Source organism: Sporosarcina sp. P34, from assembly GCF_002743375.1.
Taxonomy (GTDB): Bacteria; Bacillota; Bacilli; order Bacillales_A; family Planococcaceae; genus Sporosarcina.
In genome coordinates, this window is sequence record NZ_PDZC01000007.1 from 38,960 (window position 1) to 52,146 (window position 13,187).

Annotated in this window: 14 protein-coding genes; 7 read left to right on the plus strand and 7 right to left on the minus strand. The window is 44.2% G+C overall.

Annotated features, from left to right (window positions below):
* Positions 1-99 precede the first annotated feature (99 nt).
* A complete protein-coding gene (locus CSV63_RS11130; protein ID WP_099695864.1) occupies positions 100-1,581 on the minus strand; it encodes an S-layer homology domain-containing protein in 1,482 nt (493 codons plus the stop codon).
* Between the two features lie 182 nt (positions 1,582-1,763).
* On the opposite strand from CSV63_RS11130, the gene CSV63_RS11135 reads away from it, so the two are divergent.
* The 7 genes from CSV63_RS11135 to CSV63_RS11165 all read left to right on the plus strand — a co-directional run bounded on the left by CSV63_RS11135 (position 1,764) and on the right by CSV63_RS11165 (position 6,320).
* The gene (locus tag CSV63_RS11135) at positions 1,764-1,961 is read left to right on the plus strand and encodes a DUF6440 family protein (protein ID WP_099695865.1); all 198 of its coding nucleotides are present in this window, start codon (positions 1,764-1,766) and stop codon (positions 1,959-1,961) included.
* Between the two features lie 56 nt (positions 1,962-2,017).
* A complete protein-coding gene (locus tag CSV63_RS11140) occupies positions 2,018-2,275 on the plus strand; it encodes a Fic family protein (protein ID WP_099695866.1) in 258 nt (85 codons plus the stop codon).
* A gap of 81 nt (positions 2,276-2,356) precedes the next feature.
* Positions 2,357-2,812 (plus strand): MarR family winged helix-turn-helix transcriptional regulator, encoded by a 456-nt coding sequence (locus tag CSV63_RS11145; RefSeq protein ID WP_099695867.1) that lies wholly within the window; start codon positions 2,357-2,359, stop codon positions 2,810-2,812.
* A gap of 80 nt (positions 2,813-2,892) precedes the next feature.
* Positions 2,893-3,846: a ring-cleaving dioxygenase gene (locus CSV63_RS11150; RefSeq protein ID WP_099695868.1), complete on the plus strand. Its 954-nt coding sequence runs from the start codon at positions 2,893-2,895 to the stop codon at positions 3,844-3,846.
* Positions 3,847-3,869: 23 nt separating this feature from the next.
* Positions 3,870-4,763, plus strand: a complete 894-nt coding sequence (locus CSV63_RS11155; RefSeq protein ID WP_099695869.1) for a VOC family protein — start codon at positions 3,870-3,872, stop codon at positions 4,761-4,763.
* A gap of 58 nt (positions 4,764-4,821) precedes the next feature.
* On the plus strand, positions 4,822-5,430 hold the full coding sequence (locus tag CSV63_RS11160; RefSeq protein WP_099695870.1) for an alpha/beta hydrolase: 609 nt from the start codon (positions 4,822-4,824) through the stop codon (positions 5,428-5,430).
* A gap of 359 nt (positions 5,431-5,789) precedes the next feature.
* Positions 5,790-6,320 carry a YceI family protein gene (locus CSV63_RS11165; protein ID WP_099695871.1) on the plus strand — a complete coding sequence of 177 codons (531 nt, stop codon included), beginning with the start codon at positions 5,790-5,792 and terminating at the stop codon, positions 6,318-6,320.
* Between the two features lie 107 nt (positions 6,321-6,427).
* Here CSV63_RS11165 and CSV63_RS11170 read toward each other — a convergent pair whose 3' ends face one another.
* The 6 genes from CSV63_RS11170 to CSV63_RS11195 form a co-directional block, all read right to left on the minus strand.
* Positions 6,428-6,865, minus strand: a complete 438-nt coding sequence (locus CSV63_RS11170) for a GNAT family N-acetyltransferase (RefSeq protein WP_099695872.1) — start codon at positions 6,863-6,865, stop codon at positions 6,428-6,430.
* Positions 6,866-6,932: 67 nt separating this feature from the next.
* Complete coding sequence (locus CSV63_RS11175) at positions 6,933-7,607, minus strand: Dph6-related ATP pyrophosphatase (protein WP_233192053.1); 675 nt, start codon at positions 7,605-7,607, stop codon at positions 6,933-6,935.
* The gene (locus CSV63_RS11180; RefSeq protein ID WP_233192055.1) at positions 7,604-8,596 is read right to left on the minus strand and encodes a GNAT family N-acetyltransferase; all 993 of its coding nucleotides are present in this window, start codon (positions 8,594-8,596) and stop codon (positions 7,604-7,606) included. Before CSV63_RS11180 ends, CSV63_RS11175 begins: the two co-directional genes overlap by 4 nt.
* 792 nt (positions 8,597-9,388) lie before the next feature.
* Entirely contained in the window at positions 9,389-9,913 is a 525-nt protein-coding gene (locus CSV63_RS11185; protein WP_099695873.1) for a PCYCGC motif-containing (lipo)protein, read from the minus strand.
* A gap of 84 nt (positions 9,914-9,997) precedes the next feature.
* Complete coding sequence (gene fumC, locus CSV63_RS11190) at positions 9,998-11,383, minus strand: class II fumarate hydratase (protein WP_099631940.1); 1,386 nt, start codon at positions 11,381-11,383, stop codon at positions 9,998-10,000.
* Between the two features lie 531 nt (positions 11,384-11,914).
* Positions 11,915-13,132, minus strand: coding sequence for a multidrug effflux MFS transporter (locus CSV63_RS11195; RefSeq protein ID WP_099695994.1), 1,218 nt, complete (start codon positions 13,130-13,132; stop codon positions 11,915-11,917).
* Positions 13,133-13,187: the final 55 nt, after the last annotated feature.

The following is a 13,187-nucleotide window of genomic DNA, read 5'->3' on the forward strand; positions in this document are numbered from 1 at the left end:
TTTCAGTGTAGCATAGGACCCTACTGCGCGAGATACTTTTTTGCAAACGTCAAAAAAGCAGACACGTGATGCATGTCTGCTTTGCTCATTCCCATTCGATTAATTAAAAATCATATCGTCTTCTTCACTAACCGTTGCGTTTACATGCAGATAAGCGCCCAGTTGACTGACTTTCACCGTGATGCCATAGTAAACCCTATGATTTCCCTGCGACACGCCCTTAGCTTCTGGGAAGTCGACAAAGAATTCTCCTGGTTTCTGCGGTGTGATACGGAACACATTCGTCCCCGGATCTCTTGTCACTGTCGCAATCTGTTCACTTCCTTTAGGCAGCACATGCTTGCCCAGTTTAGCATCTTCCCAAATGCTCAGCACCTCTTCCGATTTGATCGGCGTGACATGGATGTAATAATAAAATTGTTCTTTAATTTCAGTTGATGAGACATAATAACGTACAATCTTGCCATCCGCATACGTAACCGTCGCAATAGATTCGCCCGGCTGATCCAGTTGGATGACATGACAATATTGCAATGATTGATTTTCGCATCGCTTAAACTCTACGCGATCATTCACCAGTTTTCCTTCCGCTGTCGAGAGAGAAATCGACGTAGCATCAATGAACGCTTCGTTATTTTCTCTTCTTTCATAATGCTTCCATAACTCCACAGGTGTGGAATAAATGTCTTCCGTCTCTTCCAATGAAATATCCCATGCACCATTCACTTTTTTGACATGCACATAGTATTTTCTATAATTTTTATCGGATGTGTCAGATGAAGCTACCCCTGAAAATGTTAGTGTAGCCGTTCCTTCTTTCTTTGGAACAATATGAATCTTCGTTTGCAAATTGACTTGACTTGGGATTTCACTGTCTGCCACGACGTCGAATACATTCGAGTTCGTTTTGCTGACATTATTGAATCTCTTCCATTTAAAATCTTTCGCATGCATCGTTAGAATTCCAGGCTTCACATCTTCCGCCGCTTTTAGTAATTTCGCTGCTTGACCTCTTGTGATAGTGGCGTTTGGACTAAATGTCGTAGGAGACGTACCCGTTGTCAGCCCGAGTTGATACAAACTATAAATTCCATCTCTGTGGCCATTTTTATGCACAACGTCTTTAAATCCATAATCGGGATCACGATATAGTGGTAATTCAAACGCTTTGATGATGATCGAAGCCATTTGCGCGCGCGTAATCGAATCGTTCGGTCCGAATCGCCCGTCTCCATAACCGTTAATGACTCCTTTTTCCGCCAGTACCGCAATCGCTTTATAGTAGCCATTTGCAGTCGAGACGTCTTTAAATTTTGGATCTTTTATATTCGTAGTAGGAAGTTTCGTCATCTTCACGATAATGGCAGCTGCCTGCCCTCTCGTGATAGAGTCGTTCGGACGGAAAGTACCGTCTGGATAGCCTCCAATTATATTACGGGCCGCCAAGTCATTCACCGCTTCCGCGAAATGCTTCGAATCTGGCACATCCGGAAATTTCGAATTGCCTGCAGCTGCACTTGATACAGGTACACTACATGCTAGCAAAATCGCACCGAGTACCGCTATGATTTTATTCTTCATTCGACTTCATCCTCTCTATAATCTAGTAGTATGCCGTACAGACGTAGAATCACGGAAATAGTTTCAAAGTTTTTTTAATTAATTTCTCTTTAGATTCATGCACTACTTAATAGAAATCAATGGATTTTTGAATAATCAAATAACACGTTGTTTAGTAATACTAATACAAAGGAGGGTCTAGTATGGATAAGAAACGTTTTGAAATCATCGAAAAACAAGGCAAACTGCAGCAATTTCAAGTGATCCGCGACAATGAAACCGGTGTACTGTATATGTCACAAGCACAAGGCTACGGCCTAGGCATGACAGTCCTAGTCGATGCGGAAGGAAAACCACTCGTGGATCAAGAGTATGTAAGATCAGGTAAGTACACTATGTAGAAATCCACACTCTGTCTCTCTCGCAATTCTTGAATGGCTATGCAAGTATCGTGTTTATGGAGTTACATGAGGAGCCTCTTTGGAATTCATTGAATGAGGCTGCGGATCGTTTAGCTTACTTTAAAGCAGAATTAAATATGTTGCATCCTTTCCGTGAAGGGAATGGTAGAACTATCCGGATTTTTCTACATGCTTACGCAATGAGTAGAGGAATTGAGTGGTCGTATGAAACGCTGGAGAGTGAAAAGTATCTGCATGCTATGAATGCTGTATATACCATAGTGCCCCTGACGCAAACCATCCAAGTAGTGTAGATTTCTTTAGAAACGTATCGATTGACATCGTAACGTCCCTATTATATGATTATCTTGAATTCGAGATAAAAGGAGAACGTCATGGACAATCAAAATGTAGAACGTTATGAAGAAGATTTGTCTCTAAAGGCATTTATAGTTTTAACTCGAGCACTGCAATCCATTAAAGTACGCGTGGAAGAAGATATAAAACGCTCAGGTTTAAATACAACAGAATTTGCTGTTTTAGAATTAATTTATAGTAAAGGCGATCAACCGATACAAAAAATCGGTGAGCAAGTATTGATTGCGAGTAGTAGCATCACGTACGTGGTAGATAAATTAGAAAAGAAAAACTTACTAAAGAGAAAACCGTGTCCTAAAGATCGACGGGTCACATATGCGTCTATAACAACTGAAGGCACGGAACTGATGAATGAGATCTTCCCCCCACACAAAAAAGCGATAAAAGAAATTTTTAGTGGGCTAAATATATCCGAAAAAGAGCAACTCATTACACAGTTAAAAAAATTAGGTTTACATGCACAAAATATGTAATAGTAAATCTAGTTTTTTTAACCTAATGTCTCGAATTAGTAACATATTAATTAATTACAATTATAAAGGAGTTTTAATACATGACAAACGAATTACTAGGCATTCACCACGTTACCGCTATGACAGACAACGCAATGAGAAACTATGAGTTCTTCACAAACGCACTGGGAATGAGATTAGTTAAGAAAACGGTAAACCAAGATGATATCCAAACGTATCACACATTTTTCGCAGATGATATCGGTTCACCCGGGACAGACATGACGTTCTTCGACTTCCCGAACAATCCGAAAGGGACACCCGGGACAAACTCGATTTCCAGAACAGGACTACGAGTGCCTAGCGACGCAGCACTTGAATATTACCTAGAGCGTTTCAAAGAGTTCGGCGTAGAAAACGATGGCATTCAAGAGCTCTTCGGGAGAAAGGTACTACCTTTCCAAGAAGCGGACGGGCAGAAATATCAACTGTTCTCCGATGAGAATAATGAAGGTGTAGCACCCGGCACACCTTGGAAAAACGGACCCGTACCTGAAGAACACGCAATTTACGGTTTAGGGCCGATTGAAATCACCGTTAGTTATTTCGAAGACTTTAAAAAAATGCTTACTGATGTGTATGGGATGAAACCGATTCATGAAGAAGACAACGTCACACTGTTGGATATAGGCAAAGGTGGCAACGGCGGACAGGTCATTTTACGATATGATGATACAACGCCAGGACGTCAAGGGTATGGACAAGTCCACCATGTATCGTTCAGAGTGAAAGACCATGAAGCGATCAAAAACTGGGAAGCAACATACGATAAAATGGGAATGCAGCATTCCGGCCATGTAGACCGTTTCTACTTTGAAGCACTGTATACACGCATCGGTCATATTCTCATCGAGCTATCTACAGACGGACCAGGTTTCATGACAGATGAACCTTACGAAACGTTGGGTGAAAACCTTGCACTTCCGCCATTCCTTGAACCAAAACGTGAATATATTGAATCTCAGATTCGCCCGTTCGATACAACACGTTCATAACCGTTTGAAAAGGAGTTTTGAAAATGGAAGCCATTAAAAGAATCCATCATATTTCAGCCATTGTAGGAGACCCCAATGAAAACTTGAAATTTTACAGAGATGTTTTAGGGCTCCGTTTGATTAAGCAAACAGTAAACTTTGATGATCCGGGTGTCTATCACTTGTACTTCGGCGATCAACGTACGACTCCTGGTACAGTCATTACATTCTTTCCTTGGACAAACGATAACCATGGACGTAAAGGCAGCGGTCAAGTCGGACGAATTGCTTTTAGAGTACCAAAAGGAAGTATGGACTATTGGAAAGAGCATTTAACAGCCCAAAACATCCACATAGAAATGACTCAGCTTTTCGGTAAAGAAACACTCGAGTTCAATGATGTGCATGGATTGGAGCTCGCTATTGTCGAAGGCGAAATATCCGCAAATCATTCCGACATAGTGGATTTCCACGGAGCTGTGTTATTATCCGCAAATCCACAAGCCACAAAAGATTTGCTTACAGGCATTATGGGATTAAATGAACTAGATGTCGAGGACCAGAACCACCATTTTGAAACAGTAGGTCAGGAAAAGCATCACATCCTAACATCCATCCCACCGCAACCTGCTGGTAGATTCGGTATTGGAACGGTCCACCATATCGCTTGGTCTGTCCCTACTATTGACGCATTAAAAGAATGGCAGTCCACCTTACAAGATAATGAATTCGGGGTCACTGAAGTAAAGGACAGAAATTACTTCAACTCGATCTATACAAAAGAAAAAGGAAAAATCGTATTCGAGTTCGCAACAGACGGTCCGGGATTTGACATAGATGAAGATATACAATCACTTGGTTCCATGCTGAAATTACCGGAACAATACGAACATAAAAGGCAGGAATACGAAACTCTACTTCCGAAATTGAAGATATAGTATATAAATAAAATACTGTAAGCAGACTTGCCGTTAATTAATTGGAGGCGTTAAAGCAGTGAAATATATTTACAATGAAAAGAAAAAAGGTGCACCGGTATTTGTATTGCTACACGGCACAGGTGGTACAGAAACGGACTTAGTATCCCTAGCCGAACTTCTACATCCTGAATACAACGTTTTAGGCATCAGAGGAAATGTGCAGGAAAATGGAATGAATAGATTCTTTAAACGTCATGGTGAAGGTCAGTACGACTGGGAAGACCTGGAGTTTCGCGGCAATGAACTGTATGAGTTTATCGTGGAAAAATCAAAGGAATACGATTTTAAACTAGAGGATACGGTTCTTGTCGGATTCTCAAACGGTTCGAACATTGCCATACAGATGATGCTTATGCAGCCAGGAACTTTCAAAAAAGCGGCTTTATTCGCACCACTGTATCCAGCAGATGTGGCGAAAACACATGATTTCAGCGACGTGGACGTATTCCTTTCACTAGGCGAAGGCGACCCGGTTGTACCAGAATCTGAAAGCGAACGAGTCATTCGTCTCTTCAAAGAAAGAGGCGCACAGGTCACAACAGCTTGGGTGAAGGGACATAGCCTGACACAGGAAGTCGCGCAACAAGCGAAAAACTGGTTGAATTCATCACAGCCTACGGGATAAAAAACGTAACTAGAGTAATCATGGTGAAGATCAAAAAAATGATGAATATGAGGACAGTATGAGATGTTCTACAAGCAAACTAACGGACTGACTGCGACTTCTTTGCAACCCCGTAACGTTTGAAGCAGCCATCCGTAAAGAGATACGACTAGAACAACTTCCATCTACTCCCCTACTACATGCATATATTTCCCAATAGAGGGTAAATAGTTTTTAAGTGTTAGTTGTAAGTTTTTCTAAAGCGAATAAATACGAAGCCATCACCTTACTACTCGTTTCTCGGATTGTTCGTCTTGAATAGGCTGCATGTAAGTTACTGAACGCAACACAAAAACCAACTATTATCGGAGGAGATTTATATGACAAAAGCAAAATGGAATGTTGACACAGCGCACAGTACAGTAGAGTTTTCGGTAAGACATATGATGATTTCAAATGTAAAAGGTACATTCAACGAATTCCAAGGAACTATCGAGGCGGATCCACAAGATTTAACAGACGCATCGATTGATTTTACAATTGATGCAAGCAGTATTGATACGCGCAAGTCTGACCGAGACAATCATTTACGTTCAGCAGACTTTTTCGATGTAGAAAATTACCCGAACCTTTCGTTTAAAGCGACCACTATCAAGAAGACATCAGACGATACGTACGACATAACTGGCGACTTCACTATTAAAGATACAACGAAGCCCGTCACATTCAATGTAACATTTGAAGGCATTGCGAAAGATCCGATGAGCGGAGACGAAGCGGCTGGATTCTCGGGTAATACGAAGATTAACCGTAAAGACTTCGGTCTAACATGGAATGCGGCACTTGAAACCGGTGGCGTGGTCGTAAGTGACGAAGTAAAGATTCATCTTGAAATTCAATTACGTAAGTAAGCTTATAGGATGTAAAGTTGATTACGTAGAGTATATTCCGAGCCCCTGAAGTTAGATTTCTTTCTAACTTCAGGGGTATTTCTTTACAGAACAAGTACTCTTTCAAACTACAGGGCCAACTCTTTCTCCATCACAATATGTGGAATGCCGTCTTCCATAAATATATCAGACGTAGTTGCGTACTCAAGTTTTCGATAAAATTCTTCTGCATGTGTCTGTCCATGCAATCTCAACGACACGATCCCTTTCTCCCTTGCGATATCTTCCAGCCCTTGAATAATGACCTTTCCAACACCTAAACTCCGATGAGAAGCTAACACACAAATGCGTTCTAACTTCCCCACTCCATCTACTATTCTCAATCTACCTGTGGCGATTGCTTGCCCATTATGTTCCACTAAAATATGTTCACATAATTCACCCAACACATCAAATTCATCAAACTCGTCCTCTTCCGGCACATGTTGTTCTTCTACGAATACAGCTTTTCGTATGTCAAAAGACTTTTGAAGATCCTCTTCCGTCACTATTCTCTTACTATTCATTAAACATCTGCTCCTTTTCTACTTTTATTTATCTAGTACGAAACAAGTAACTTCCACAGATCATCTTTCATTCTGTGGAAGTTACTTGTTCTAGCTCGCATTTCAAAAATACATAGCCCTCTTTTTCGATAGTTTCACTCATTTTTATAGGAATACGTTCCTTGAAAATCGGTCCATCGACAACGACAGTATGGAATTCTCCTGACTCGCCACAGCTATCGATGCCGAGTGCTTCCAGTTCATCCATTAATTCAATCGTGAAACGTCTGCCTAGAAATTTAGCAGGCATCATCTTAGTATTGACGACGACTACATAGGCTTCAAAACCTGCCGCTATAAATTCTTCGAGCAGCAACCGTCTTGGTTCTTCCCAAAGGGGATGATACGATTCCATGCCGACTTTGGCACACATCGACTGTACCCATCGTAAATGATCTTCCAAATCAATGTCCCCAAATACTGCTTTATGAATCCCTTGTGCTTTGGCAGCGCGCATCGCATCTAAAAATTGTATTTCGTAGCCAGCCCAGTCTGCTTTTCGGATCATCAGTGGTATATCCATCTGCTTGGCTTGCGCTTGAACAACCTCAAGCGGTAATGCATGGGATTTGGAATGCGGCTGATCTTTCTCAAACATCGTCCACAGCATCGCTGGCGTATTTCCTTCTTGAATCGCGCGGTATGCTGCGAGTGCAGAGTCTTTGCCCCCACTCCATGACGTGACGAATTTCATGCCCATCATTGTCCGTCCGCCCACGAGATTCGTGCGTCCACTGTTCGCGCCATGCGAATCATATACGAACGGAATCCAAGCTTCGGCCAGAAATATGACGCTAAATGATTCGCCGTCAACCAATCCGTCATAACATATTTAAAACCTGCTTTTTTCATTTGCGTAAAGCTATGGTTCGCAATCGATTTACCGATGCCTTGTCCACGCATATCAATATTCGTCGTCCCCTGTACAAGCACGGCCGACTCATTCGGCGTCGTCATCGCATGTCGAGCGTCCGCCGGCGTGAATAGATGGAAGGCTACAGGTACATGATCTTGCTCAGCGACCCAACTGCGCGTACCTTCTTTGCCTTCATACGCCGCAAATACATCGCGCTCCGCATCCAAAGCTTCTTGCGTAATCGGTTTCCACGCGGGCGCTTTCGCTTGATGCAAACTGTTCCACGGTGCCATCTTATGCAATATTTTTTGCTCGTCACCTACTAGTTCCTTCATCTTCACGAGACTATTCTCTCCCGGCTGTGCACGATACTGTTCAAGTGACAACGCCGCAAAGCGCTGTTCAAAATGAAACGACTGCTCCAGCATTTCAAGAATTAATTCATCATTACCAACGGGTATATCTAGAACATGCTCAAAATAGCCATTACGAACCCATTCCGCACCGACTTCCGTGTACATCAACCGGGCTAATCTTGGATGCTCGTCTTCATGAATGACAAAGGAAGGATACCCAACATACACCGTACGCCCCCGGGTAGCGTCTTGGCGATATTCGTATAGTAAATAGCCGATGACCTCTTCGTCACGCAGCGTCACGAGGCCCCCTGTATACGGTTTCTCCAATTCTTCACGCAAGCGCTCTTCTGCTTGTTCGACATCTTCAAAACGTTCCTGCAAAAATGGAAAGCGTTGTCGCTCCTCTGCATGTCTCGCTGCTAATAACACGGCCATCTTCGGTATATACTGCTCTTCAAATTGTACAAAATGAATCATCAGAATCCCCTCCTGCCTAATTTAACTAAATTATACCACATCCATTTAGCTTGCCAATGATATGAATAGATGTGGTGCTTTTTTGGGGGATGAATTTTTGATGTAGAGCGGTTCTCCATCCATATAGAGCGCTAAACCCCAAACTATGAGCGGATACGGATCGTGATTGAGCGGGTGACGTTACGCATAGAGCGCTTGCGGGACTACATTGAGCGGGTAACGTGATTCATTGAGCGGATGCTGCGAATGCCGAAGATAAAATGGCGCGGCGATAGATTGTGTGGGTGTAAAGTGTAGGGCCGCGGGCATTGAGCGGATGCGTGGGTTCATTGAGCGAGTAACGTGGAACTATGAGCGGATGCGGATCGTGATTGAGCGGGTGACGTTACGCATAGAGCGCTCGTGGGATTACATTGAGCGGGTAACGTGATTCATTGAGCGGATGCTGCGAATGCCAAGAACTAGATGGCGCGGCGATAGATTGTGTGGGTGTAAAGTGTAGGGCCGCGGGCATTGAGCGGATGTAAGACCTCATTGAGCGAGTAACGTGGAACTATGAGCGGATGCGGATTGCGATTGAGCGGATATCGTTACGCATAGAGCGCTTGCGGGATTACATTGAGCGGATAGCGTGATTCATTGAGCGCGCGCTGCGAATGCCAAGAACTAGATGGCGCGGCGATAGATTGTATGGGTGTAAAGTGTAAGGCCGCGGGCTTTGAGCAAAATACAAAAAACTGCAGACCCACTCTCATTAAAAGAGTGGATCTGCAGCCTAAATTAATTCATCAATCATGCAGGCATTGGAGTATTTGTCGGTTTCGCATAATCTCCGTTACCGTATTCTGCGTCAATCGCGTCACGGATTTCTTTCATCGACTTTCCATCTTGCTTCATTTGCACAGATTTCACTGCGATCTCTAGGCAAACTAGGCAGCGAGTGCCGTGGTCGTCCCATACAACAGAGCCATCTTCGCGCACTTCATCCAAGAAACAATTCATATTACTCTTGTGTCCAGCACTATCTCCGCAACCGCAATAGCAAGGCATGTATTCCAAGATTTCCGTCGCGTTGGCCGCCACTTGATAGACTTTGCGCATATCTTCTGGCTTATCATCTAAGAATGAAGGCAAAATATCCGCTGAAGCAGTTACTTCCTGCAAGTCGCCGTTCGGTAAATGATTTGCGTGATCATGTCCTGCTTCTGCCTGTGAATCTTGTGGATTTACTTCAGCTGGCTTTTCTGTAGCGCCGTTTCCACATGCTGCAAGCGCCAATGTTAGTGCTGCTAGTCCTGCAAGTAACTTCTTTTTCATGTATATTCAAGACTCCTTCGTATAGAGGTTATGTCTTTAGTATACAAAATTTGCGGGAACAACAAGCGCACAAATTCATGACAATTACGAGTTGCCCGTCATTTTGCTTGGGTCTACATATTCGTCAAATTGCGCTTCTGTCAATAAACCAGTAGATAGTGCTGCTTCTTTCAGCGTCGTACCTTCTGTATGAGCCTTCTTCGCAATTTTCGCCGCGTTTTCATAGCCGATATGTGGATTCAATGCTGTGACTAGCATCAAGGAGTTTTTCACTTTATTGTCGATTTCTTCACGGTTCGGTTCAATTCCTACCGCACAGTTATCGTTGAAGCTGATCATACCGTCAGCAAGTAATTTCGCTGATTGTAGGAAGTTGTAAATAATCACTGGTTTGAAGACGTTCAATTCAAAGTTCCCTTGGCTCGCTGAAAAACCGATCGTTGCGTCGTTCCCCATTACTTGCGCCACAACCATCGTCAACGCTTCACTTTGTGTCGGATTCACTTTACCTGGCATAATCGAGCTGCCTGGTTCGTTTTCCGGAATCGTAATTTCACCGATACCCGAACGTGGTCCGCTTGCCAACCAACGTACGTCATTCGCTACTTTCATCAAGTCTGCAGCCAATGCTTTCAGTGCGCCGTGTGTGTAAACGACTTCATCGTAGCTCGTCAAGGCATGGAACTTATTCTCCGCAGATGTAAACTCGATGCCCACGGACTTCGAAATTTCTTCCGCTACTTTTTCACCGAATCCAGCTGGCGCGTTAAGTCCCGTCCCAACTGCTGTACCGCCGATTGCGAGTTCTTTCATCGTCTGGACACTTGTTTCTAGCATACTGTGCGTTTTTTCTAGCATTTTGTGCCAGCCGCTAATTTCTTGTCCTAATGTTAATGGCGTCGCGTCCTGCAAATGCGTACGTCCGATTTTAATAATATCTGCGAAGTCTTCGGATTTTTTCTGAAGTGTTGCCGCTAATTTATCGATTGCTGGCAATACTTCGCGCTCTACCGCAATAACTCCCGCCACGTGTAGTGCTGTTGGGAATGTATCGTTCGAGCTTTGTGATTTATTGACATCATCATTCGGATGCAGGCGTTCTTCCTCGCCCCACTCCTCAAGCAACTGGTTACCACGGTTAGCGAGTACTTCGTTCATATTCATGTTCGACTGCGTACCGCTTCCTGTTTGCCACACAACCAATGGGAAGTGCTCGTCCCATTTGCCTTCGATGACCTCTTCTGCTGCTGCTTTAATGGCTTTCATTTTCACTTCGGACAGATTGCCGAATGAATGGCTTGCGATTGCTGCTGATTTCTTCAAATGGGCAAAGGCTTGGATTACACCAAGCGGAATGCGTTCCCCGCCGATTTTAAAGTTGTGTTTACTGCGCTGCGTCTGCGCACCCCATAACTTATCTGCTGGTACTTGTATTTCTCCGAACGTGTCATGCTCAATACGATATTCCATCTTTACATCCACCTTTCAAAGTAATAATCAGACTCTCTATCTCTATCATGCCTTATTTTCATGCAAATTTGAATTAAAAAGGGTTGGGAGTGTGTGTTACTTGGTGTGTGTGAAGGGATTGAAGCTCCAGCTGGCGGACGCTTTCCCATGGGCCCGCGGTGAGCCAACCAGTTCGCAGGCTCTCTATGGTTGTCTCACCTGATCGGGCTGATCCATCGGGAGTCGCCGCCAGCTTCCGCTTCAATCCTACGGGGTAAGTAGGAGGACGTAGATCACATTCTGTCGATAGTATGTAAATTAGTGAAGCCCTTGAACCTGGTTTAAGTTCAAGGGCTTCCCAAGTTCAAATATAGAATCGATTACACCACTTACTTCAATGCACAACAACAAGTATCACCCACCCGCATTGCAAGGGATTGGCGCGTAGGAGGGGCGACTCCCAGAGGATCAGCTCGACAGGCGAGCCTTCTAGGAAAGCGTCCCCTCCGAAGCATCAATCCCTAACCCCCAACTTACTGCCAGCCCCTCTACTCAAACCTCTTGCAATCGAAACGCTTTCTGAACCACTGTAAAGAACATCACCAAAGCACCTGTACTGCATGTCAACACCACGATACTAAGCGGCCAAGCCGAACTGTCACCCGCTAGACCTACTAGTGGCGAAACCGTTGCACCGCCGATGAAAGGCATCAGCCCGAGAAACGCCGCTGCGCTTCCTGCTGATTTCCCCTGACTTTGCATGGCAAGTGAAAATGCCGCTGGGGATACTAAACCAACGCTCGACACCATAAAGAACAACGCCGTCGCAATCACTGCAAGTGGCCATTCATTCCAGACTGTCAACAACAGTAAAATACTTGCTGCGAACGACATCAACACGCCCGCGCGCAAGAACTTCACCTCGTGAATCCTGCCCGAAAGTCGACCCGTCAATTGTGCCGCTGTGATAATACCGATACCATTCAGCGCGAAGAACAAGGAAAACTGTTGCGCTGTCACATCATACATATTCTGTAAAACGAACGGTGATCCCGCAATGTACGCGAACATGCTCGACATGATCAAGCCTTGCGTCAACGCGATGCCTATGAACCACTTATCCTTTAGTAGACCGCTAAACGTCTTAACAACTGCAAGCATTCCGCTGTCTGCACGTTCTTCAACTGGCAACGTATCCGGTAAGAAACAGGCTGTGGATACAAACATCAATAAACCGATGACTCCAAGTAAAAAGAACACCGCTTGCCACGAAGCATAGTTCAGCACGACACCGCCTACAATGGGCGCAAGAATAGGTGCTGCACCACTGACGATCGATAGCATCGCCATGAATTTCGTTAATTCATTTCCTACATATAAATCACGTGCGCAGGCTCTCGCGATCACAATTCCCGCAGCGCCTGTCATACCTTGAACGAAACGCAGTGCCACAAAAATCCAGATGTTCGGACTAAACGCACATAATACCGAAGCAACTGCGTACACTATGAGCGTAATGACGAGCGGCTTCCGTCTGCCGTAAATATCACTTAACGGACCGAAAATGAGCTGGCCTGCGCCTAAACCGATTAAACAGGCTGTCAGACTTAATTGGACGAGCGATGTCGAAGCGTGTAGATCATCCGCCACAATGGGCAATCCCGGTAAATACATATCCATCGACAGCGGACCGAATGCTGACAACGAGCCGAGCAATAGCACAAGCCAAACCGTTGGCAATGGAAGTCTTTTTTGTAATGAAGTATTCATATGTACAAAACCCTTTTCTTCTTTAGAATTCATTCAGTATAACAAAAAGCCACCG

Excerpts from the sequence above, each read along its gene's own strand:
- CSV63_RS11130 (WP_099695864.1), bottom strand. The coding sequence starts at position 1,581 with ATGAAGAATAAAATCATAGCGGTACTCGGTGCGATTTTGCTAGCATGT.
- CSV63_RS11135 (WP_099695865.1), top strand. The coding sequence starts at position 1,764 with ATGGATAAGAAACGTTTTGAAATCATCGAAAAACAAGGCAAACTGCAG.
- CSV63_RS11140 (WP_099695866.1), top strand. The coding sequence starts at position 2,018 with ATGGAGTTACATGAGGAGCCTCTTTGGAATTCATTGAATGAGGCTGCG.
- CSV63_RS11145 (WP_099695867.1), top strand. The coding sequence starts at position 2,357 with ATGGACAATCAAAATGTAGAACGTTATGAAGAAGATTTGTCTCTAAAG.
- CSV63_RS11150 (WP_099695868.1), top strand. The coding sequence starts at position 2,893 with ATGACAAACGAATTACTAGGCATTCACCACGTTACCGCTATGACAGAC.
- CSV63_RS11155 (WP_099695869.1), top strand. The coding sequence starts at position 3,870 with ATGGAAGCCATTAAAAGAATCCATCATATTTCAGCCATTGTAGGAGAC.
- CSV63_RS11165 (WP_099695871.1), top strand. The coding sequence starts at position 5,790 with ATGACAAAAGCAAAATGGAATGTTGACACAGCGCACAGTACAGTAGAG.
- CSV63_RS11170 (WP_099695872.1), bottom strand. The coding sequence starts at position 6,865 with ATGAATAGTAAGAGAATAGTGACGGAAGAGGATCTTCAAAAGTCTTTT.
- CSV63_RS11175 (WP_233192053.1), bottom strand. The coding sequence starts at position 7,607 with ATGATGGGCATGAAATTCGTCACGTCATGGAGTGGGGGCAAAGACTCT.
- CSV63_RS11180 (WP_233192055.1), bottom strand. The coding sequence starts at position 8,596 with ATGATTCATTTTGTACAATTTGAAGAGCAGTATATACCGAAGATGGCC.
- CSV63_RS11185 (WP_099695873.1), bottom strand. The coding sequence starts at position 9,913 with ATGAAAAAGAAGTTACTTGCAGGACTAGCAGCACTAACATTGGCGCTT.
- fumC (WP_099631940.1), bottom strand. The coding sequence starts at position 11,383 with ATGGAATATCGTATTGAGCATGACACGTTCGGAGAAATACAAGTACCA.
- CSV63_RS11195 (WP_099695994.1), bottom strand. The coding sequence starts at position 13,132 with ATGAATACTTCATTACAAAAAAGACTTCCATTGCCAACGGTTTGGCTT.